The sequence below is a fragment of the Pseudomonas sp. CFII64 genome, assembly GCF_000416235.1.
GTDB lineage: Bacteria > Pseudomonadota > Gammaproteobacteria > Pseudomonadales > Pseudomonadaceae > Aquipseudomonas.
Genome location: NZ_ATLO01000047.1, coordinates 156,398 through 177,708 on the forward strand (window position 1 = coordinate 156,398; position 21,311 = coordinate 177,708).

Genomic DNA, 21,311 nt, shown 5'->3' on the forward strand with positions numbered 1-21,311 from the left:
AGTCTCTGAACGCTGTGTGGCTTAAAGCTGGAGGATCAACGTCTTGAGCGGCGGCTGATTGTCCATGGACGGGAAGTCCTCGGCCGGCGGCATGATCTGCCACTCACGCACCGGGCGACCGGTCTTGGTCGCGCAGCGCAGCACCTGTTCACGCCAGTCTTCCATGCTGACTTTTGCCAGATTGTTGCAGCAGATCAGCACGCCATTGTCTGCCGTGGTCAGCAGCGCGGGCTTGAGCAGGCTTTGATAATCGCGCAGCAGATCGACCGTGCCGAAAGCGCTTTTCGCCCAGGCGGGCGGGTCGAGCAACACCAGATCGTACTGGCGCTGATCCAGCTTCACGTAGTCCGGCAGCTTGTGCCCACGGCGCTGAGCGATAGGCAGCCCGGCCATTTGCCGGATTGCGGGGAAATAATCGGACTGGATGAATTCCATCTTCGGCAACTGCGGGTTGAGCGCGCCGTTTTCACGGCCGACGGCAAGATTGCCCTCGGCAAAATCCAGATTGCAGACTTCCCTTGCACCGCCCGCTGCAGCGCTCAAACCGACGCCGCAGGTATAGGCGAACAGATTGAGCACGCTTTTGCCTGCGCTGTGCTGCTTGACCCAGCCGCGCGTGTTGCGCAGGTCGAGGAACAGCAGCGGATCTTGCCCGGCATGACGCCCGCGTACGCGGTAATTCAGACCCCATTCGTGACCGATCAGGTCTTGCAGCGCTGCGTCTTCAGCCTGGTAGACAGCGTCGTCCCGGTCGATTCGGGAATTGCCTTGTGACCGGTCGTTGTAGACCAGCAGTGTGTCGAGGTTCAGGCGCGTATTGATCGTGGCGTGCAGTTCCAGCAGCGCGTCACGCTCAAGGCGGGTGTGAAAGCTTTGCACCAGCAATTGCGGGCCGTAGCGGTCGATGGTCAGGCCGCTGGCGCCTTCCTGGCTGCCGTGGAACAGCCGATAACAGTCCGTGCTCTGTTGATGCAGTTGGGCCAGCAAGGATTGGCGGTTATCGAGGGCGACGCTTAGCGCCTGAATCAAGGAAGACATGCAAAGCGCCTTGGGCTGGAATGGGCGCGGCAGTTTATCAGGTAAGTGATGTGGGGAGAGATCGCTGAACAAGGCGCAATCCCGTAGGACCGGTTTAGCCGGGAGAGCGTTCTCCCGGCTAAAGCCGGTCCTACGGGAAGAGCACTGGCGCTAATGTTTACCGCGCCAACGCCAGTGCAACCCCTTGCCCGCCGCCAATGCACAAGGTCGCCAGACCTTTTTTGGCGTCGCGCTTGATCATTTCATGCAGCAGGGTCACCAGCACGCGGCAGCCCGATGCGCCGATCGGGTGGCCCAGGGCGATTGCGCCGCCGTTGACGTTGACCTTGGCCATGTCCCAGCCCAGTTCCTTGCCGACCGACAAAGACTGTGCCGCGAAGGCTTCGTTGGCTTCGATCAGGTCCAGTTGCTCGATGGACCAACCGGCTTTGTCCAGGCAGCGGCGGGTGGCGCTGACCGGGCCGATGCCCATGATCGCCGGGTCGACGCCCGCGTTGGCATAGGCCGCGATCCGCGCCAGCACCGGCAAGCCGAGCTGTTCGGCCTTGGCGGCGCTCATCAGGATCACGGCTGCGGCGCCGTCATTGAGGGACGAGGCGTTGCCCGCTGTGACGCTGCCGTCTTTCTTGAAGGCAGGCTTGAGCTTGCCCAGCGACTCGGCGGTCGTTCCAGCGCGCGGCTGCTCGTCAGTGGCAAACGCAATCGGGTCGCCTTTGCGCTGAGGGATCAGGATCGGCGTGATTTCCTCGACGAAGCGCCCGCCTTCGATAGCGGCCACGGCTTTCTGCTGGGATTGCGCAGCGAAGGCATCCTGCGCTTCGCGGCTGATTTCGTATTGGTCGGCGAGGTTCTCGGCAGTGATGCCCATGTGGTAATCGTTGAAGGCATCCCACAAGCCGTCGCTGATCATGGTGTCCACCAGCGTGCTGTGGCCCATGCGCAATCCGGTGCGTGCGCCCGGCATGACGTAGTTGGACAGGCTCATGTTCTCCTGGCCGCCGGCGATGATCACGTCGGCATCGCCGCAACGAATCGCCTGGGTTGCCAGATGCAGCGCTTTGAGGCCCGAGCCGCAGACTTTATTGAGGGTCATGGCCGGAACCGCAAACGGCAGGCCCGCCTTGATTGCCGACTGCCGCGCGGGGTTTTGCCCGGCGCCGGCGGTGAGAACCTGGCCCATGATCACCTCATCGACTTGCGCGCCATCAAGGCCGGTCTGCGCCAACAACTGGCGGATGACGGCCGCGCCCAGATCGACAGCGGAAACATTTGCCAGGGAACCCTGGAAACTTCCGACAGCGGTACGAGTGGCGGCAACGATAACGACGTCTTGCATGGCGCGGATCCTCATTTTTGTTAGGGTTTTACGTCGGGACTGATGCAGCGGTCCCGAGTCGTTGTGATGAAGAGGCCCATGTTGTCACACAAATGGCGGGCGCTTCCATTCCAGAACCGACCAGTATCCGTTTTGGCTTGTGATTACGCTGACTGGCCCATGCGCCGCCGGGCACGATGAATCGAGCCATTGCGCACCGCCCAGCGCAGTACCGGAGCGCTGCGTTTGACGGCGGCGCGAATCATCTTGCGCTGCAAGGCGGACTGATGCAGATCGAGCATTGCGCTGGCCCAGTCAGGCAGCAATTCGATACCCGCCTGCATCATCAGCGAACCCATGGGTTTGGCCATCCAGCTTGGCGCGGGGGCCGCCAGCAGCAGGCGCAAGACTTCCCGACTGCGCTCGTCGCACAGCAACTGCGGACGTATGGCTGCCAGATAATCGGCGATTTCCTGCGACGAACGCGGCACATTCCGCGCGCCGAGCCGTTCAGCGATGAGCGCCGTTTCGTTGTAGTACTTGTCCTGATCCGCAAGAGAAAGGTTCGGGTTCAGGTAGCGCAAATGCGCGGCGAGGAAATTGCTGACTTCGGCGACATGGACCCAGGTCAGCAAATCAGGGTCGCTGGCGGCGTAAGGTCGGCCGTCAGGCGCAGTTCCGGTCACTTGCAGGTGAATCGTGCGCACCTTGTCGATCAGCCAGTTGGCGTCCTGAGTGGAACCAAAAGTGGTGCCGGAAATGAACTGCCCGGTGCGCCGCAAGCGGCCGAGCATGTCCTGACGAAAGTTGGAGTGATCCCAGACACCGGCCAGGGCGAGCGGATGCAGCGCCTGCAACATCAGGGCGCTGATACCGCCGATCAACATGCTGGGAAAGTCACCGTGAACTTGCCAGCAGATGGCCTGCGGCCCGAACAAACCGGGATCGCCCTTGGGGTTTTCCAGGTCCAGCTGGCCGAGTGACAGCCCGGTGAGGCTCATGACTTGGGTTTCGATACGACTTCTGATGAATTCCATGGGCTCTCATCGAACAAAACATAACCACTTGAATTGACGCGTAATCCCGTAGGCGCGGCTTCCGCCGCGAGGTTGCTCTCCCGGCTGAAGCCGCTCCTACGGAACCTGTGCGGGACCATGCCCCGCTTCGCTCAACGATTCAAGCGTTTGTCGATCAGCCCTTCCACCACGCTCGGGTCAGCGAGGGTGGAAGTGTCGCCCAAGGTGTCCAGTTCATTGCAGGCGATCTTGCGCAGAATGCGCCGCATGATTTTGCCCGAGCGGGTCTTGGGCAGTGCGGGCGCCCATTGGATCAGCTCGGGTTTGGCGAAACTGCCGATTTCCGAGCTGACGTGGGCCAGCAGTTCCTTGCGCAACTCCTCGCTGGGTTCGACGCCATTCATTGGCGTGACAAAGGCGTAGATGCCCATGCCTTTGACGTCGTGTGGGTAACCCACCACGGCAGCCTCGGCAATACTGTCGTGCAGCACCAGGGCGCTTTCTATTTCGGCGGTTCCGATCCGATGGCCGGAAACATTGATGACGTCATCCACGCGCCCGGTGATCCAGTAATCGCCGTCCTCGTCGCGACGCGCGCCGTCGCCGGTGAAGTAATAGCCGGGATACGGCTTGAAATAGGTATCGATCATGCGCTGCCTGTCGCCATAGACGCTGCGGATCTGGCCCGGCCAACTGGCCTTGATCGCCAACAGGCCGCTGGCCGCGCCGTGGATTTCCTGACCCTTGTCGTCGAGCAATACCGGTTGCACGCCGAACATCGGCTGCGTGGCGCAGCCCGGTTTGATCCGGCTGGCGCTGATCAGCGGGGTTAGCAGAATGCCGCCGGTTTCGGTCTGCCACCAGGTATCGACAATCGGGCAGCGCTCTTTGCCTACGTGATGGAAATACCATTCCCACGCTTCCGGGTTGATCGGCTCACCGACGCTGCCAAGTAAACGCAGGCTTTCCCGTGAGGAGTCCTGCAAGGGGGCGAGCCCTTCACGCATCAAAGCGCGCAACGCAGTGGGCGCCGTGTAGAAAATATTCACCTGATGCTTGTCGATCACTTGCCAGAAACGCGAGCTGTCCGGGTAGCTGGGCACGCCTTCGAACATCAGGGTCGTCGCGCCATTCGCCAGCGGGCCATAGACGATGTAACTGTGGCCGGTCACCCAGCCGACATCCGCGGTACACCAGAAGACTTCGCCGTCGCGGTAATCGAACACGTATTTGTGGGTCATCGCCACCTGCAGCAAATAGCCACCGGTGGTGTGCAGGACGCCCTTGGGTTTACCGGTGCTGCCCGAGGTGTAGAGGATGAACAGCGGGTCTTCAGCGTCCATCGGTTCTGGCGGACAGTCATCGCTGATGCCGCGCACGGCTTCGTGATACCAGATATCGCGGTCCGGCACCCAATCCACATCGCCTTCCGTGCGTTGCACCACCAGCACCGTGCTGACGTTCGGGCAACTTTGCAGTGCCTTGTCGACATTCTGTTTGAGCGCCACATATTTGCCGCCGCGCACGCCTTCGTCAGCGGTAATCACCGTGCGGCAGTCGGCATCGAGAATCCGGTCACGCAGGGCATCCGGCGAAAAACCACCGAAGACCACCGAATGCACCGCACCGATCCGCGTGCAGGCAAGCATGGCGTAGGCGGCTTCAGGAATCATCGGCATGTAGATGCACACCCGATCACCTTTTTTAACGCCACGGCTTTTCAGTACGTTGGCGAGGCGGGCGACGTTGTGATGGAGTTTTTTGTAGGTTATTTCAGCGGATTCAGAAGGATTGTCACCCTCCCAGATAATGGCTATCTGCTCGCCTCGTTGCTGGAGATGACGGTCGATGCAGTTGTAGCTGACATTGAGTTTGCCGCCTGCAAACCACTGGGCTTCGCCGGTATTGAGATCGGTGCGCTGCACTTCGTTCCACGGCGCTGACCAGTCGAGGAAGATTTTCGCCTGTTCGGCCCAGAACAGGTCGGGTTGTTCCACTGATTCGCGGTACATGCGCTGATAGTCGGCGGCGTTCAGCTGCGCCGCCTGGCGCACGGCATCGGCTTGGGGATATCTGCTGATATCGAACATGACGGTTCCTTATTCTTGTGGAGGTCACAGGGCAGTGTAGTGCGTCGAGCCTGAGTGGGTTTAATCCAGGCCCAGAAACGCAGAACCCGCCGTCTCTTGCGAGAACGGCGGGTTCGGATGTTGCGTTGAGCGCTTGATCAGCCGCGGTGACGACCACGGAAATAATTGATCAAGCCTTGGGTCGACGCGTCGTCAGCCGGCTCGTCGGTGCCGCCGGTCAGGCGCTGGTAAACCGCCTTGCCCATTTCCTTGCCCAGCTCCACGCCCCACTGATCGAAGGCGTTGGTGCCCCAGATCACGCTTTGCACGAAGACTTTGTGTTCGTACATCGCCACCAGTGCGCCGAGGCGACGGGGGCTGATGCGTTCGAGCACAAGGGTGTTGCTCGGACGGTTGCCGGGGATGACCTTGTGCGGCGCAAGCTTTTGCACGTCGCCTTCGGCCATGCCCTTGTCGCGCAGTTCCGCTTCGGCTTCGCTGCGGGTCTTGCCCATCATCAAGGCCTGGCTTTGCGACAGGCAGTTGGCGTACAGCCATTGGTGGTGATCGGCGACCGGGTTGAAGCTGACAATCGGCACGATGAAGTCAGCCGGGATCATCTGCGTGCCCTGGTGCAGCAACTGGTGATAAGCATGCTGACCGTTGGCGCCTACGCCGCCCCAGATGACCGGGCCGGTGTCGGTGGAAACCGGCGTGCCGTCCTGGCGTACGCTCTTGCCATTGGATTCCATGTCCAGTTGTTGCAAGTGCTTGGTGATGTTGCGCAGGTAATGGTCGTACGGCAGGATCGCGTGGCTTTGCGCGCCCCAGAAATTGCCGTACCAGACCCCCAGCAACGCCAGCAGCACCGGCATGTTCTGTTCGAAGGACGAGGTCAGGAAGTGTTGATCCATCGAATATGCGCCGGACAACAATTCCTTGAAGTTGGACATGCCGATGGCCAGCGCGATGGGCAGGCCGATGGCCGACCACAGCGAATAACGACCGCCGACCCAGTCCCACATCGGGAAAATGTTTTCTTCGCGGATGCCGAACGCCACGGCAGCGGCATTGTTGCTCGACACGGCGATGAAGTGACGATACAGCTCGGCCTCGGAACCGCCTTGCGCCAGATACCAGGCACGGGCAGCGGTCGCGTTCTTGAGGGTTTCCAGGGTGGTGAAGGTCTTCGACGAGACGATGAACAGCGTGGTTTCAGCCCGCAGCTTCAAGGTCAGCTCGTGGAACTCACTGCCGTCGATGTTCGCCAGGTAATGACAGCGAACGCCTTTCTGCGCGTAGGACAGCAGCGCCTCGGACACCAGTTCAGGGCCGAGGAACGAACCACCGATGCCGATGTTCACCACGTCGGTGATGGGCTTCTCGGTGTAGCCGCGCCACAGACCGTCGTGAATGCGGCCGACCAGATCAGTCATCTGGTTGAGGACTTTGTGAACGTCAGGCATCACGTTGACGCCGTTGACCTGCAGCTTGTCGCCAACCGGACGACGCAGCGCGGTATGCAGCGCCGGACGGCCTTCTGACGAATTGACCAGCTCGCCGTCGTATTGCGCCTTGATGGCTTCCTTGAGGCCGACTTCGTTGGCCAGGCTCACCAGCAAATCGCGGGTTTCATTGGTGATCAGGTTTTTCGAGTAATCGAGAAACAGACCACAACTGCTCAGGGTGAACTCGCTGAAACGCTGCGGGTTTTCGTTGAACGCTTCACGCATGCTGAAATCCTGCATGGCTTCGCGGTGTTGATTGAGTGCCTGCCAAGCGGGCAGGCTGGTCACGTCGGAAGGGGTGCGGTAGTACGCCATCGCTGCGGGTTTCCTTGTACTTGGAACTGGCTTTGGACCTTAAAAGCGAGCGGGATCAGACAGGGTTTACGGTCTTGGAGACTAATACCTGTGCGCCTGTTTGTCTGCGCTTCGCTTTACCTGGGCTCGGTACTTTTTCACACAACATCGTCCGGGCATTAAACATGTTCGGTGCTGGTTCGTCAGACCACCTGTACCGGTATGGCATTGCTGGTGTGGCTAAGTTCATTACCGGGAGCCATGTACAGCATTCGCGGCTTGAAATGCTCAAGCTCGGCTTCGGAGTACTGAGCATAGGCGCAGATGATCACGCGATCACCGACTTTCGCCTTATGAGCGGCCGCGCCGTTGACCGAAATCATCCGCGAGCCGGCTTCGCCGCGAATGGCATAGGTCGTGAAACGTTCACCATTGTCCAGGTTGTAGATCTGGATTTGTTCGTACTCGCGAATCCCGGACAGATCCAGCCACTCGCCATCAATCGCACACGAGCCTTCGTAGTCGAGCACGGCGTGAGTGACTTCGGCACGGTGCAGCTTGGCCTTCAACATGATGCTTTGCATGGTTATGCAGGTTCCCGGTTCAGGTGCAGGTTATCGATCAGGCGCGTCTTGCCCAGGAAAACCGCCGCCAGAATGACCAGGTCACGGTTTTCGGCAGTCGCCGGGCGCAGGCTGGTTGCTTCGCGAACTTCAAGATAGTCGATGCGCAAACCGGCCGCTTCGAGCTGCTGCTTGCCCTGGTCGAGCAGCGCGTTGAAATCCTGTTCGCCTTTGCTGATGGCGTCGCCGATCTGGCAGATGACGCGGTACAACTCAGGCGCAACGGCGCGTTGTTCTTCGCTGAGGTAGCCATTGCGCGAGGACAACGCCAGACCGTCCGCCGCCCGAACCGTCGGCTCGCCGATGATCTGGATCGGCATGTTCAGGTCGCGCACCAGCGCACGGATCACCGCCAGTTGCTGAAAGTCTTTCTCGCCGAACACGGCCAGATCCGGCTGGACCATGTTGAACAGCTTGCTGACTACTGTGGCGACGCCATCGAAGTGGCCCGGACGACTGGCGCCGCACAGTCCTTCGGACAGGCTCGGTACGCTGACGATGGTCTGGTCGGCCATGCCGTGGGGATACATTTCTTCGACCGTCGGCGTGAACAGCAGATGGCAGCCGGCCTGGAGCAGTTTTTCCTGATCCGCGGCCAGAGTGCGCGGGTAAGTGGCCAGGTCTTCGTTGGGCCCGAACTGCAGCGGATTGACGAAGATGGTGGCAACCACGAAGTCCGCGCGCTGCGCAGCCTTGGTAATCAGCGCCGCATGACCGCTGTGCAGGTTGCCCATGGTGGGCGCCAGGCCGATCCGCTTGCCTTCACTGCGCGCACGTGCGACTGCCGCGCGTAATTCGCGCACGGTTTTAACTGTGTTCATGCTGAAAATCCGTGTTCAGTTGCCGGGAAGCTGACGTCTTTGACTGCCGCAACATAGGCTTGCAATGCCGATTGAATGTCGGGCTGACCGACCATGAAATTCTTCACGAACTTGGGTACGCGACCGGTGATGGCCAGCCCGAGCATGTCGTGCAGGACCAGCACCTGGCCATCAGTCGCGCTGCCTGCGCCGATGCCGATGACCGGAATCTTCACGGCATGGCTGATTTCTTCCGCCAGCTCACTGGGCACGCATTCGAGCAGCAGCATCGCCGCGCCAGCCTGCTCAAGCGTGATGGCATCGGCACGCATTTGCCGCGCCTGGGTTTCCACTCGGCCTTGCACCTTGTAACCGCCCAGCACGTTCACCGCTTGCGGGGTGAGGCCCATGTGCGCGCACACCGGGACGCCACGGTCGGCCAGCAGGCGAATCGATTCCGCCAGCCAGGCCGCGCCTTCGATCTTGAGCATGTGCGCACCGGCCTGCATCAGCGCGGCGCTGTTGGCGAAGGTCTGATCGAGGGTTGCGTAGGACATGAACGGCAGGTCGGCCATGATCAGCGCGCCCTGATTGCCGCGTTTGACGCAGGCCACGTGATAGGCCATCTCGGCGGTGGTAACCGGCAACGTGCTGTCATGACCTTGCAGGACCATGCCCAGCGAATCGCCGACCAGCAGCACCTCGACGCCGGCCTGGCTTGCAGCATGGGCAAAGGTCGCGTCGTAGCAGGTCAGCATGGTGATTTTCTCACCCTTTTGTTTCAGGCCCAGCAACGACGTAACAGTGATATCTGGCATGGAAAAAGTCCTCGATCAGGCGCTGTGAACACTACGGCGAGCAACGCGTGAGATTCATCCTGGAAAAGCAGGTACACCGTCGTTTTTGCGGTGTTTACCGAGTCCTGCTTGCGCCCATGGGCCAGCGAACAGGCTGGCGGGGACGCCTATCTTCGTGAGGAGGGGACGTGAAGTCAATTGCGGGTGTTACCGCGTGCCGACCCGTAACAGCGGACCTGTTACCGGGTCAGGCTTGGGCCGGCAGGCGCTCAAGTCCTTCGAAGGGACAATCGGCGAGCATTTGACTCAGGGAACGGCCATCCGGCAGCTGCAAATCGGCGGCAAGCTCGGCCAGCGGATAGAGCACGAAGGCCCTGGCGTGCATCTGATAGTGCGGCACTTTGAGACGCGCTTCGTCGATGAGGCGCTCACCGAACAGCAGGATGTCGAGGTCCAGGGTGCGTGGCCCCCAGCGCTCGTGACGCTCGCGGCCCTGGTCAAGCTCGATGGCTTGCAGCCTGTCGAGCAGCTCCAGCGGCGTCAACCCGGTATTCAGCGCGGCAACCGCATTGGTAAAACGGGGTTGGCCCGGCAGCAAGGAATCGCTGATGTACAAGGCTGAAACGCCGATCAACCGGCTGTTCGGCAGCAGCGTCAAGGCGTTGATCGCACTGCGCAATTGCTCGGCGGGATCGGCCAGGTTGCTGCCCATGCCTATATAGACGCGTTCCATGTCAGCAACCCTGGATCATTCGCCGGAAGCATTCGGCGCGTCGCCAGCAGCGCGTTTGCGCTTGGCACCGCTGGTGCGGCGGCGTTTGCGCGGCGGTGCGCCTGTGGCGTCTGGCTTGCTGCTCAGGTCGCGAATCATCTCGCGACGTTCGCTGTCGTTGCATTCCTGATAATCGGTCCACCATTCGCCCAGGCCATCGGTTTCTTCGCCAGCGCTTTCGCGCAGCAGCAGGAAATCGTAACCGGCGCGGAACCGTGGGTTGTCGAGCAGCATGTCGGCACGCTTGCCGGAGCGACGCGGCAGACGTTCCTGCATGTCCCAGATTTCACGGATCGGCATGGTGAAGCGCTTCGGAATAGCGATGCGCTGGCACTGCTCGATGATCAACTCTTGCGCCGCTTCGTTCATCGCCGGAATCGGCGGCATGCCGCGTTCCTGCAGACGCAGGACTTTGGCGGGCAAGGCTGGCCAGAGCAGGGCCGCAAACAGAAATGCCGGCGTAACCGGCTTGTTCTGTTTGATGCGCAGATCGGTATTGGTCAGGGCTTCGCTGATCAGCGTATGGGTGTAGGTCGGATTGTATTCCAGGGCCTTGGAGCTGGCCGGGAACAGCGGATCGAACAGTTCCAGATCGACCAGCATTTCGAAGGTCGACGCGGCGTAGCCGGACATGAACAACTTGAGCACTTCTTCGAACAGACGCGCCGACGGAATATCGCGCAGCATCGGTGCCAACGGCCGGATCGGCGTCGCGCTGTGTTTTTCGATGCCGAAATCCAGCTTGGCCGCGAAACGCACGGCGCGCAGCATGCGCACCGGGTCTTCTTTATAGCGCTGCTGCGGATCGCCGATCAGACGGATCAGGCGATTGCGGATGTCGTGTACGCCATTGGCGTAATCGAGCACGCGCTCGGAAACCGGGTCGTAATACAGGGCATTGATCGTGAAGTCGCGACGCTGGGCGTCTTCTTCAAGCGTGCCATAAACGTTGTCGCGCAGAATCCGGCCGCTCTCGTTGCGCGACGACTGGTTGCTGTCTTCGTCCTCATCATCCACCGGATGATTGGCGCGGAAGGTGGCGACTTCGATGATTTCACGACCGAAGTGAATATGAACCAGCTTGAAGCGCCGGCCGATGATTCGGGCGTTACGAAATTCAGCGCGAACCTGTTCCGGCGTGGCGCTGGTGGCGACGTCGAAATCCTTGGGTTCGATATGCAGCATCAGGTCCCGCACGCAGCCACCGACCAGATAAGCCTGGTAGCCAGCGTTTTGCAGGCGCTCGACAATGCTCACCGCGTAGCGGCTGAACTGGCTGCGTTGCAGCGAGTGTTGGCTGCTGTTGAGCACTTCAGGTGTGCTGCGGATGTGTTGCTGCGGTTTACGCAGTGGGGAACGGAGAGACTGGAACAGCTTCTTCAGCATGGGATGCACTGTTTGAAGGAATATTCGGCCAAATACGAAGAGTGACCGCACGATGGGCGGGGATTCTAGCATTTAGTCGGGGGATGGTGTAGGAAGCTGCGCGACAGGCTTGCAAGAAGGGGGTGAACGGTTTTGTTACGCAAGCTACTGGGGGAGCCGAAGCTCCCCCAAAGTCTATGCTCTTTATTTTTATTGTCTGTTCGGGCTTTTTGTTTTTGTTAAGTGCCCATTCACGAGACTTTTGGTCTGTGAACCCTCCCAATCGGGAGTCAAGAGCAAACGGATTGCTTTGGTCGCTGCGTTGCAATGATCATTCGATCCAACCAGTTCAGGCGCTACCTTGGGGTAGTTTTTATTGTTCTCAGCCTGGTCGTGGGGCAAGCCCCAAATACAACTCCTCTCCAAAAGAATCAGTTAGCTGCGCCTCCGCCGTTTTGTTCTTGTTATGCGTGAGTCGATACGTATTGTTTTTATTGTGGGTTTTGCTACTGCGCGTTTTTGTTGTTCTTGTGCCAGAGATATTGCAGAACCTGTGCCAACTTTTAGAAACCCTTTAAAACCGGGCGCTCTGGCGTTGGGGTGGCTTTCTGGTGGCATAAAAAAGCCGGGACTTCGTTACCGTAAGACCCGGCTTTTGTTACGTTGGGATTGCTGAGGTAACACCTTCGACACAAGGCGCGCACGCTCGGGTTTAGAGCCTTGCGCGGCCTTTCTCGATCAGGTTTCGCTGGCCACACCTTTGCGGCGCGGGATGCCCAGGCGCTGACGACGTTCCCACAGACACTTGCGGCTGACGCCCAGTTTGCGTGCCAGCTCGGTTTCGGTCATGTGATCCTGATGTTCCAGGACGAAATGCTGGAAGTAATCCTCAAGGGACAAGTCTTCGGTGGGCTCGTGGCTGGTGGAACTGGATGCATTATGTTGCGCGGGCAGGCCGATGAAGTCCTCGTCGTCCAGGTCGCTCAGTTCGATGTCGATGCCCAGCAGTTCGGCGGAAATTTCCGGGCTTTCGCACAGAATGACCGCGCGTTCCACGGCATTTTCCAGCTCGCGCACATTGCCTGGCCAAGTGTAATGGCGAATCGCTTGTTCGGCGTCCGGGGCAAACTTCAGGTCGGTGCGACCGACCTTGGCGCTTTGCCTGGCAAGAAAGGAGCGGGCGATGTCGATCACATCGGCGCCACGTTCACGCAGGGCCGGTAGCTTCAGCGCGATCACGTGCAGGCGGTAATAAAGGTCTTCGCGGAACTGGCCGACCTTGGCCAGGCTTTTCAGGTCGCGGTGCGTCGCGGCAATCAGGCGCACATCGACTTTCTGCGACTGGACCGAACCTACCCGGCGAATTTCGCCTTCCTGAAGCACGCGCAGCAATCGCGCCTGGGCTTCGAGGGGCAACTCGCCAATCTCATCGAGGAACAAGGTGCCGCCGTCGGCCGCTTCGACCAGACCGGCACGGCCTGCGCTGGCTCCGGTAAAGGCGCCTTTCTCGTGGCCGAACAGTTCGGACTCGATCAAGGTTTCCGGGATCGCTGCGCAGTTCACCGAAATCATCGGCGCCTTGGCGCGGCGGGAAAGATTATGCAGCGCACGCGCCACCAATTCCTTACCGGTTCCCGATTCGCCCTGGATCAAGACATTGGAATCGGTCGGCGCGACCTTGCGAATCTTGCTGTAAAGGTCCTGCATCGGCGCGCAAGAGCCGATGATGCCGATCTCGCCATTGCTGTTGTCGACCACGCCTTTGTCCGAAGCGTTGGCCTTGGCCAGACTGCGGTCGGCCTGCATGCTTTGCACGGTTTGACGGTCACGCAGAATCCGCGCCACGGCCTGGAGCATTTCATCGTGGTCGAACGGTTTGGCGATGTAATCGACGGCGCCCATTTTCATGGAGTCCACGGCCGAGCGCAGGCTGGCGTAGCTGGTCATGATCAGCACGGGCTTGCCTTCACCCAGCTTGATCAGCTCGGTGCCGGGCGCACCGGGCAAACGCAAATCACTGACGATCAGATCAAACGACGGGATGCTGAATCGTTCCTGGGCTTCCTGCACCGAACCCGCTTCGCTGACCTGGTACTGGTTACGTTCCAGCAGGCGACGCAGGGCCGAGCGGATGATGGTTTCGTCTTCGACGATCAGAATATGCGGCATTGATTCGGTTCTCTCGACGGTCTCAGTTCACAGCGGACGTCGCTTCGACATGTCGCGGCAATGTCACCCGAATACGGGTACCGCGCTGGTGCTCGGGGTCGGCCGGGCTGTCGATGGTGATCTGTCCATAATGCTCTTCAACGATGGAATAGACCAGTGCGAGGCCCAGTCCGGTACCTTCACCTGGATCCTTGGTGGTGAAGAAGGGTTCGAACAATCGATCCATGATTGCTTTCGGAATACCACTGCCTTCGTCTTCCACAATCAGGTCGACAGTGTGTTCGGAAACTTCGCTGCGCACCCGCACCGCACTGCCCGCAGGCGAGGCGTCGCGGGCATTGGAAAGCAGATTGATGAGCACCTGGGCCAGCCGTTGCGGGTCGCCATCGACCCAGTGATCGGGATCGCACAGGTTATAGAAATGCACTTCGAAGTTGCGCCGGTTCAGGGCCAGCAGACCAATGGCATCCTGTGCGACCTCGGCCAGGCACACCGCTTCGTCGGTATGTTGATGGCCGCCGGCATGGGCGAAGCTCATCAACGACTGCACAATGCGTGAAACGCGTTTGGTCTGCTCCAGAATCTGGCTGCTGATTTCGGTCAGTTCGCCATCGTCCTCGCGCTCTTCGCGCAGGTTCTGCGCCAGGCAGGCGATGCCGGTAATCGGGTTGCCGATCTCGTGGGCCACGCCAGCCGCCAGACGACCGATGCTGGCCAGCCGCTCGGAGTGGACCAGTTTGTCTTCAAGCATCTGCGTCTCGGTCAAATCCTCGACCAGCAATACCAGGCCGCTGTTGCCGGGGGCCAGGGGCTCGTCGATGGCGGCTTTATGCAGGTTCAGCCAGCGCGTCTGGCCATCCAGTGCCAAGCGCTGCTTGTGCAGATGCTCGTCGGGAAGATTGATAAAACCGAGCAGCAACTCTTTCCAGGGTTCGGTGATGGTCTCAAGTCGCGAGCCGACTACACGTTGGGCGCCGATGCCGGTCAGTTCTTCCATGGCCTTGTTCCACATCAGGATCTCTTGATCCTTGGCCAGCGAGCACACGCCCATGGGCAGCTCTTGCAACGTCTGCCGGTGATAGCGGCGCAGGGCATCGAGTTCCGCCGCCAGCCCGGTCAGGCGCGAGTGGTAGTCCTCAAGGCGGCTTTCAATAAAGTGGATATCTTCGGTGACATAGTTTTCGCCACCGGATTTGTACGGCAGGAACGTCTCGACCATGTCCTGAGCCACGCTGGGGCCCATCAATCCCGACAGGTTGGCTTCGATGCGGTCGCGCAGACGTCGCAGCGCGTACGGACGACGCTCGTCAAACGGCAGGTAAAGATCGCGCAACGCCTGTTCGACTTCCTTCTGCGCGGCCTTGGCTCCCAGCGGCTTGGCCAGTTGCGTGGCGAATTCCTGCGGCGAAGCGGCGTGCAATTCGCGACGTTGCGGGCGGCGCACGTTGTCCACCGCGCAGGCTTCGGCGGCGCTGGCTTCTTCCGGGCTGGGATTGCTGAACAGGGAAATCAGGGTGAAGAGCAACACGTTGGCTGCCAGCGAGGCGATTGCCGCCATGTGCCAGCTGGTATCGTCCAGCACGTAGATCATGTTCAGCAGCGGGATATAAAAACCCTGGAAGTTGCCGATCAACGGCAACAGCATGCTGACCATCCACACCGAGATGCCCGCCAGCAATCCGGCGATGAAGCCGCGACGATTGGCGGCCGGCCAGTACAGGACCGACAGCACGCCCGGCAGGAATTGCAGGGTCGCCACGAACGCGACGATGCCCAGATTGGCCAGATCCTGCTGCGCGCCGAGCAATAGATAGAAACCGTAGCCGGCCATGATGATCGCGACGATCAGGCCGCGCCGGGTCCATTTCAGCCAACGGTAGATATTGCCTTCGGCGGGCGGCTGATAAAGCGGCAGGACCAGGTGATTCAAGGCCATGCCCGACAGCGCCAGCGTGGTGACGATGATCAAGCCGCTGGCCGCCGACAGCCCACCCACATACGCGAGCAGGGCCAGCGCCTTGCTGTTGACCGCAATGCCGATGCCCAGCGTGAAGTATTCCGGGCTGGTGGTCGCGCCGAGCTTGAGCCCGGCCCAGAGAATCAACGGCACCGCCAGGCTCATCAACAGCAGGAACAGCGGCAGGCCCCAGCTGGCGCTGACCAGCGAGCGCGGGCTGAGGTTTTCGGTAAATGTCATGTGATACATGTGCGGCATGACGATGGCCGAGGCGAAGAACACCAGCAGCAAGGTGCGCCATGGGCCTTCTTGCAGCGGCGTATGCAGCGCCGCCAAAGCGCTCTGGTTCTGCAACAGCCATTGTTCCAGCGCTTGCGGGCCATCAAAAACGCCATACAACGCGTACAGGCCGATGCCGCCAATGGCGATGAGCTTGATCACTGACTCAAAGGCGATGGCGAACACCAGGCCTTCGTGTTTTTCCCGAGTGGCGATGTGGCGCGAGCCAAAGAAAATCGTGAACAGGGTAATCAGCGCGCAGAAGGCGAGGGCAACGCGGTTCTGCACCGGCTCGCGGGTGAGAATGCCAATGGAGTCGGCCACCGCCTGGATTTGCAGCGCCAGCAGGGGCAGTACGCCGATCAGCATGAAAATAGTGGTCAGCGCGCCCGCCCACGTACTGCGGAAGCGGAACGCGAACAGATCGGCCAGCGATGAAAGCTGATAGGTGCGAGTGATTTTCAGGATCGGATACAGCAACACCGGTGCCAGCAGAAACGCCCCGGAAACGCCGAGGTAACTGGAAAGGAATCCATAGCCGTACTGATAGGCCAGACCGACTGTTCCGTAGAACGCCCAGGCACTGGCATAGACGCCCAGCGACAAGGTGTAGGTCAGCGGGTGGCGAATGATCCAGCGGGGAATGACACCGCGCTCGCTGATCCATGCCACGCCGAACAGCACTAATAAATAGGCGGCGCTGACCAGAATCATCTGGGTCAGGCTAAAGCTCATCGGCATCTCGTTGGCTCTGGAGAATGAAGGTGACCACGATCAGGATCAGCCACAGCAGATACGGGCGATACCAGGCGCCGGTCGCATCTATCCACCAATCCATGATGGCCGGAGAGAACAGGTAAATGCCGACCACCAGCAACAGGACCAACCGGTAAATATACATGTGGCCTCCTGCGCGATTCGTTCGCGTTGCCGGGGATGAGGAGCGGCATGGTAACGGATGGCGCGTAACCTGCAAGGGGCGTTTCATCACCCGTCTATACAAGTTGATCGCGACCGCTCTAGCTCAGTCTATGCGCGCTTCTTCAAGGTTGCGAACCTGGGGGATCAACGCAACGTTCCAGCGCTCGATGGCCCACTTGAGAACCTCTTGCGGCGAGCCATAAGCCAGCTGGCTATCGACCGGCTGTCCCAGCGCGCGCAACGCCCGCAACAATAGAGGCGTCGCCTGATCCGTCGCCAGGGGTGGCGAACGATAGGATTTGCCCAGTTTGTTGCCATCCGGCTGCGTGATCAGTGGCACATGCAGGTAGCGAGGGGGCGCAACGCCGAGCAATTCCTGGAGGTACAGCTGGCGCGGGGTGGAGTCGAGCAAGTCGGCGCCGCGCACCACGTCCGTGATGCCTTGCCAGGCGTCGTCGATCACCACAGCCAGTTGATAGGCGAACAAACCGTCGCGGCGCTTGATCACGAAATCCCCGACTTCACGGCCCAGATGCTGCTGAAAATGGCTCTGGACTCGATCCTCGAACGCGTACTGCACTTCCGGCACGCGAATCCGAATGGCGGCATTTTCCCAGTCGTGACCGGCGTCCCGGCAAATCCCCGGATAAACCCCGGCGAACGGCTCCAGCTGTTTGCGCGAGCAGGTGCAGGCATACGCCAGCCCTTGGCTGAGCCAGCGATTGACGATCTGCGCGTAGGCGTCGTGGCGCTGACTTTGCCTGACCAGCTCGCCATCCCATTCAAAACCGTAGCGTTCGAGGGTATCGAGAATCGCCGTTTGTGCGCCGGGGACTTCTCTGGGCGGGTCGAGATCTTCCATGCGCATCAGCCATCGCCCACCCACCGAACGGGCGTCGAGGTACGAGGCCAGAGCGGCGACCAATGAGCCGAAGTGCAGATAACCGCTGGGTGTCGGCGCAAAGCGCCCGATGTACGAGGGGGATTTCATGGGCGCGATGTTACTGGAGATTGGGGCGGGCTTCGATATCTGGCTTGTTGGAGCGAGGCTTGCCCGCGAATCAGCCGTAGGAGCGACCCTCGAAGCGACCGTAGGGGCGACCGTAGGAGCGACCGTAGGAGCGACTTTAGTCGCGAGAGCACGAGAGCACGAGAGCACGCGAGCACCAATTGCCCTCCCGGCTAAAGCCGGTCCTACAGTAAACCTTCAACAATAATCGACCGCAAAACAACAAAGGACGCCGAAGCGTCCTCTGGTTCAAGGTTGCCGGTCGCTTACTTGCCGACCTGCTTTTCCTTGATTTCCGCCAGCGTTTTGCAGTCGATGCAAAGGTCAGCGGTTGGGCGGGCTTCGAGGCGGCGGATGCCGATCTCTACGCCGCAGGATTCACACCAGCCATATTCTTCGTCTTCGATCAGCTGCAACGTTTTGTCGATTTTCTTGATCAACTTGCGCTCGCGATCACGGGCGCGCAACTCCAGGCTGAATTCTTCTTCCTGGCTGGCGCGATCCGCCGGGTCGGGAAAGTTGGCAGCTTCATCTTTCATGTGATGCATGGTCCGATCGACCTCTTGCATCAACTGCAACTTCCAGCTGCCAAGAATCTTGGTGAAGTGAGCACGCATCTTTTCGCTCATGTACTCCTCACCCTTACTGATTTCGTAAGGTTTGAAGTCACCAGCTACCTGGTTGTTCTGCTGCTTTTCTTGGGTGGGCATGAATGGACCGCCTCTCACTCTTTAATCCATTGCGCAGGATTTAGACATCGCCGACACCTGCCGGCCCTGCGGCTGCAAGCGGGCGAACTTACCAGATCAAATCGGAGCGCGCTACTCCCGGTTGTCGTGCATGAGCGCGCGATAGCACACTTGATCATAGCCCCGGCCACAGCATCGGGTTGGGAATAACTTTGGCAAACCTCGTTCCCATCGTTGGCGTTGCACTCGTTTGGATAGCTACGCCCTTCAAACATTGGTCAAACGGGTCATTGCGCTGGCCACACCTTTTTAGCTACCGGCTTGCACGAGGTTGGGTAGAATCGTCCGCGCAAGGTATCCGGCCTGTTTATCCGGCTCTGTTTTTTTCATTAAGGAAGGCTAATGGCTCAGCCCTACAGTGCGCGCAGTCGCGCCATCGAACCCTTTCATGTCATGGCTTTGCTGGCGCGGGCCAATGAACTGCAGGCCGCGGGGCACGATGTCATTCACCTGGAAATCGGTGAGCCGGACTTCACCACCGCCGCGCCGATCATTGCCGCCGGGCAGGCCGCGCTGGCGGCGGGCAAGACTCGCTACACCGCTGCGCGTGGCTTGCCGGAGTTGCGCGAAGCCATCGCTGGATTCTATGCGCAGCGTTATGGCGTGAGCATCGACCCCGGCCGGATTCTGGTGACGCCCGGAGGGTCCGGTGCGCTGTTGCTGGCCAGCAGCTTGCTGGTCGATCCCGGCAAACACTGGTTGCTGGCCGATCCGGGTTACCCCTGCAATCGTCATTTTCTGCGCCTGGTCGAAGGCGCCGCGCAATTGGTGCCCGTCGGTCCGGACGTGCGTTATCAACTGACGCCCGAATTGGTGGCGAAACATTGGGATCAAGACAGCGTGGGCGCGTTGGTTGCTTCCCCGGCCAATCCCACCGGCACGCTGCTGCATCGCGACGAATTGGCGGCATTGTCGGCAGCGCTCAAAGCGCGAAACGGCCATCTGGTGGTGGACGAGATCTACCACGGGCTGACTTACGGCACGGACGCGGCGAGTGTGCTGGAGGTCGACGATGACGCGTTCGTTCTGAATAGTTTTTCGAAATATTTCGGCATGACCGGCTGGCGGCTTGGCTGGCTGGTCGCGCCGCCCGATGCGGTCGCAGATCTGGAGAAGCTCGCGCAGAACCTCTACATCAGCGCGCCGAGCATGGCGCAATACGCCGCGCTGGCCTGTTTCGAACCGCAAACCCTGGAAATTCTCGAACAGCGCCGCGCCGAATTCGGCCTGCGCCGGGACTTCCTGCTGCCAGCCTTGCGTGAACTGGGCTTCAAGATCCAGGTGGAGCCGGAGGGTGCGTTTTACCTGTACGCCGACATCAGCGCCTTCGGCGGCGATGCGTTCGCGTTTTGCCGACACTTTCTGGAAACCGAACACGTAGCGATCACGCCAGGGCTGGACTTCGGCCGTTTTCAGGCCGGTCATCATGTGCGTTTTGCCTACACCCAGAGCCTGCCGCGTCTGCAACAAGCCGTTGAGCGAATCGCTCGCGGGCTGCGGAGCTGGCAAAGCTGATGCGTTTTTCTCCGGAACTCGAACAAGGTGTGCTGGTGCTGCGTTACAAGCGCTTCCTGGCCGATATCGAAACCGCCAGCGGTGAGCTGCTGACCATTCATTGCCCGAACACCGGCTCGATGTTCAATTGCATGATGCCGGGCGGACGGGTCTGGTTCAGTCGTTCCAGCGACCCTAAACGCAAGTTGCCCGGGACCTGGGAAATCAGCGAAACCCCACAAGGGCGGCTGGCCTGCATCAATACCGGACGCGCCAATCATCTGGTGGAAGAAGCCTTGCGCGCAGGCGTCATCAGTGAGCTGAACGGTTTCACCGGCCTCAAACGCGAAGTGGCGTACGGGCAGGAAAAGAGCCGGGTTGATTTTCGTCTGGATTACCCTGCTGGCCCGGCGTTCGTCGAGGTCAAGAGCGTGACCCTGGGCTTTGACGGATCGCCGGTCGCGGCATTTCCCGACGCCGTCACCCTGCGCGGCGCCCGGCACTTGCGGGAGCTGGCGAGCCTGGCCCGGGACGGTGTGCGTGCCGTGTTGCTGTATTGCGTCAACCTGACCGGCGTCGAAGCGGTCAGGCCCGCCGCAGAGATCGACCCCGGTTATGCAGCCGCGTTGCGCGAGGCGATGGCCGCAGGGGTCGAAGTGCTGGCCTATGGCGTCCAGCTGACAGCCGAAGAGATATTCATCGACCGGCCTCTGCAACTTCGCTGGGAGCTGGACCCCGTTCAGGCCTTGTCGTTGGCGGTGATCCAGATTCCGTCCTGATCTTCATGACAGGCGATGGCCTGCAACGATTGGCCTTCGCAAGGCCCGGCCACGCATTCTCCGCTTTCGATCAGGAACAGCGCGCCATGGGTCGCGCACTGGATCAGGCTGGCGCTGGGGTCCAGAAACTGGTTTTCCTGCCATTCCAGGGCGACGCCCCGATGCGGGCAGCGGTTCTGATAGACGTAAATCTGGCCGTCGCGACGTATCGCCAGCAGATTACGGCCGTCCAGTTTCAGGCCACGGCTTTGGCCTTCCGGTATATCGCGACCGGCGCAGAGCAATTTCAGAGGTTTCTCCTTGGAGGGCGGCGGAATAATCTTTACCGTTTATGTCGGTATGAATTGTCGCGATTTT

At 60.3% G+C, this 21,311-nt stretch carries 18 protein-coding genes; 2 read left to right on the forward strand and 16 right to left on the reverse strand.

The features are described from left to right. Positions 1-21 precede the first annotated feature (21 nt). The 15 genes from CFII64_RS22765 to dksA form a co-directional block, all read right to left on the reverse strand. Positions 22-1,038 (reverse strand): class I SAM-dependent rRNA methyltransferase, encoded by a 1,017-nt coding sequence (locus CFII64_RS22765; RefSeq protein ID WP_020293206.1) that lies wholly within the window; start codon positions 1,036-1,038, stop codon positions 22-24. Positions 1,039-1,195: 157 nt separating this feature from the next. Next, on the reverse strand, positions 1,196-2,374 hold the full coding sequence (locus CFII64_RS22770; RefSeq protein ID WP_020293207.1) for an acetyl-CoA C-acetyltransferase: 1,179 nt from the start codon (positions 2,372-2,374) through the stop codon (positions 1,196-1,198). Between the two features lie 143 nt (positions 2,375-2,517). Further along, positions 2,518-3,390, reverse strand: a complete 873-nt coding sequence (locus CFII64_RS22775) for an oxygenase MpaB family protein (protein ID WP_020293208.1) — start codon at positions 3,388-3,390, stop codon at positions 2,518-2,520. A gap of 131 nt (positions 3,391-3,521) precedes the next feature. After that, a complete protein-coding gene (gene acs, locus CFII64_RS22780) occupies positions 3,522-5,459 on the reverse strand; it encodes an acetate--CoA ligase (RefSeq protein ID WP_020293209.1) in 1,938 nt (645 codons plus the stop codon). 137 nt (positions 5,460-5,596) lie between these two features. Further along, positions 5,597-7,261, reverse strand: a complete 1,665-nt coding sequence (pgi, locus tag CFII64_RS22785; RefSeq protein WP_020293210.1) for a glucose-6-phosphate isomerase — start codon at positions 7,259-7,261, stop codon at positions 5,597-5,599. Between the two features lie 182 nt (positions 7,262-7,443). Then, the gene (panD, locus tag CFII64_RS22790) at positions 7,444-7,824 is read right to left on the reverse strand and encodes an aspartate 1-decarboxylase (protein ID WP_020293211.1); all 381 of its coding nucleotides are present in this window, start codon (positions 7,822-7,824) and stop codon (positions 7,444-7,446) included. A 2-nt stretch (positions 7,825-7,826) separates the two neighbouring features. Continuing rightward, positions 7,827-8,684 (reverse strand): pantoate--beta-alanine ligase, encoded by an 858-nt coding sequence (gene panC, locus CFII64_RS22795; protein WP_020293212.1) that lies wholly within the window; start codon positions 8,682-8,684, stop codon positions 7,827-7,829. Continuing rightward, positions 8,681-9,481, reverse strand: a complete 801-nt coding sequence (panB, locus tag CFII64_RS22800) for a 3-methyl-2-oxobutanoate hydroxymethyltransferase (RefSeq protein ID WP_020293213.1) — start codon at positions 9,479-9,481, stop codon at positions 8,681-8,683. Before panB ends, panC begins: the two co-directional genes overlap by 4 nt. A 226-nt stretch (positions 9,482-9,707) precedes the next feature. Next, positions 9,708-10,193, reverse strand: coding sequence for a 2-amino-4-hydroxy-6-hydroxymethyldihydropteridine diphosphokinase (folK, locus tag CFII64_RS22805; protein WP_044901624.1), 486 nt, complete (start codon positions 10,191-10,193; stop codon positions 9,708-9,710). Positions 10,194-10,208: 15 nt separating this feature from the next. Continuing rightward, positions 10,209-11,618, reverse strand: coding sequence for a polynucleotide adenylyltransferase PcnB (locus tag CFII64_RS22810; protein ID WP_020293215.1), 1,410 nt, complete (start codon positions 11,616-11,618; stop codon positions 10,209-10,211). Between the two features lie 717 nt (positions 11,619-12,335). Continuing rightward, positions 12,336-13,766, reverse strand: a complete 1,431-nt coding sequence (locus CFII64_RS22815) for a sigma-54 dependent transcriptional regulator (protein WP_020293216.1) — start codon at positions 13,764-13,766, stop codon at positions 12,336-12,338. A gap of 22 nt (positions 13,767-13,788) precedes the next feature. Then, positions 13,789-16,743 carry a sensor histidine kinase gene (locus CFII64_RS22820; RefSeq protein ID WP_177325441.1) on the reverse strand — a complete coding sequence of 985 codons (2,955 nt, stop codon included), beginning with the start codon at positions 16,741-16,743 and terminating at the stop codon, positions 13,789-13,791. After that, positions 16,727-16,903: a hypothetical protein gene (locus CFII64_RS22825; protein WP_004879930.1), complete on the reverse strand. Its 177-nt coding sequence runs from the start codon at positions 16,901-16,903 to the stop codon at positions 16,727-16,729. Before CFII64_RS22825 ends, CFII64_RS22820 begins: the two co-directional genes overlap by 17 nt. Before the next feature lie 123 nt (positions 16,904-17,026). After that, positions 17,027-17,914, reverse strand: coding sequence for a tRNA glutamyl-Q(34) synthetase GluQRS (gene gluQRS, locus CFII64_RS22830; RefSeq protein ID WP_020293218.1), 888 nt, complete (start codon positions 17,912-17,914; stop codon positions 17,027-17,029). A 284-nt stretch (positions 17,915-18,198) separates the two neighbouring features. Continuing rightward, complete coding sequence (gene dksA / locus CFII64_RS22840; RefSeq protein ID WP_020293220.1) at positions 18,199-18,642, reverse strand: RNA polymerase-binding protein DksA; 444 nt, start codon at positions 18,640-18,642, stop codon at positions 18,199-18,201. A gap of 381 nt (positions 18,643-19,023) precedes the next feature. Here dksA and CFII64_RS22845 point away from each other — a divergent pair, with 381 nt between their 5' ends. Together CFII64_RS22845 and sfsA are read left to right on the forward strand one after the other, a co-directional pair. Continuing rightward, complete coding sequence (locus CFII64_RS22845) at positions 19,024-20,196, forward strand: pyridoxal phosphate-dependent aminotransferase (protein WP_020293221.1); 1,173 nt, start codon at positions 19,024-19,026, stop codon at positions 20,194-20,196. Continuing rightward, on the forward strand, positions 20,196-20,954 hold the full coding sequence (gene sfsA, locus CFII64_RS22850) for a DNA/RNA nuclease SfsA (protein WP_020293222.1): 759 nt from the start codon (positions 20,196-20,198) through the stop codon (positions 20,952-20,954). Before CFII64_RS22845 ends, sfsA begins: the two co-directional genes overlap by 1 nt. On the opposite strand, the gene CFII64_RS22855 is transcribed toward sfsA, so the two are convergent. After that, complete coding sequence (locus tag CFII64_RS22855) at positions 20,915-21,244, reverse strand: Rieske (2Fe-2S) protein (protein WP_044901625.1); 330 nt, start codon at positions 21,242-21,244, stop codon at positions 20,915-20,917. The genes sfsA and CFII64_RS22855 overlap by 40 nt on opposite strands. Between the last annotated feature and the right edge of the window lie 67 nt (positions 21,245-21,311).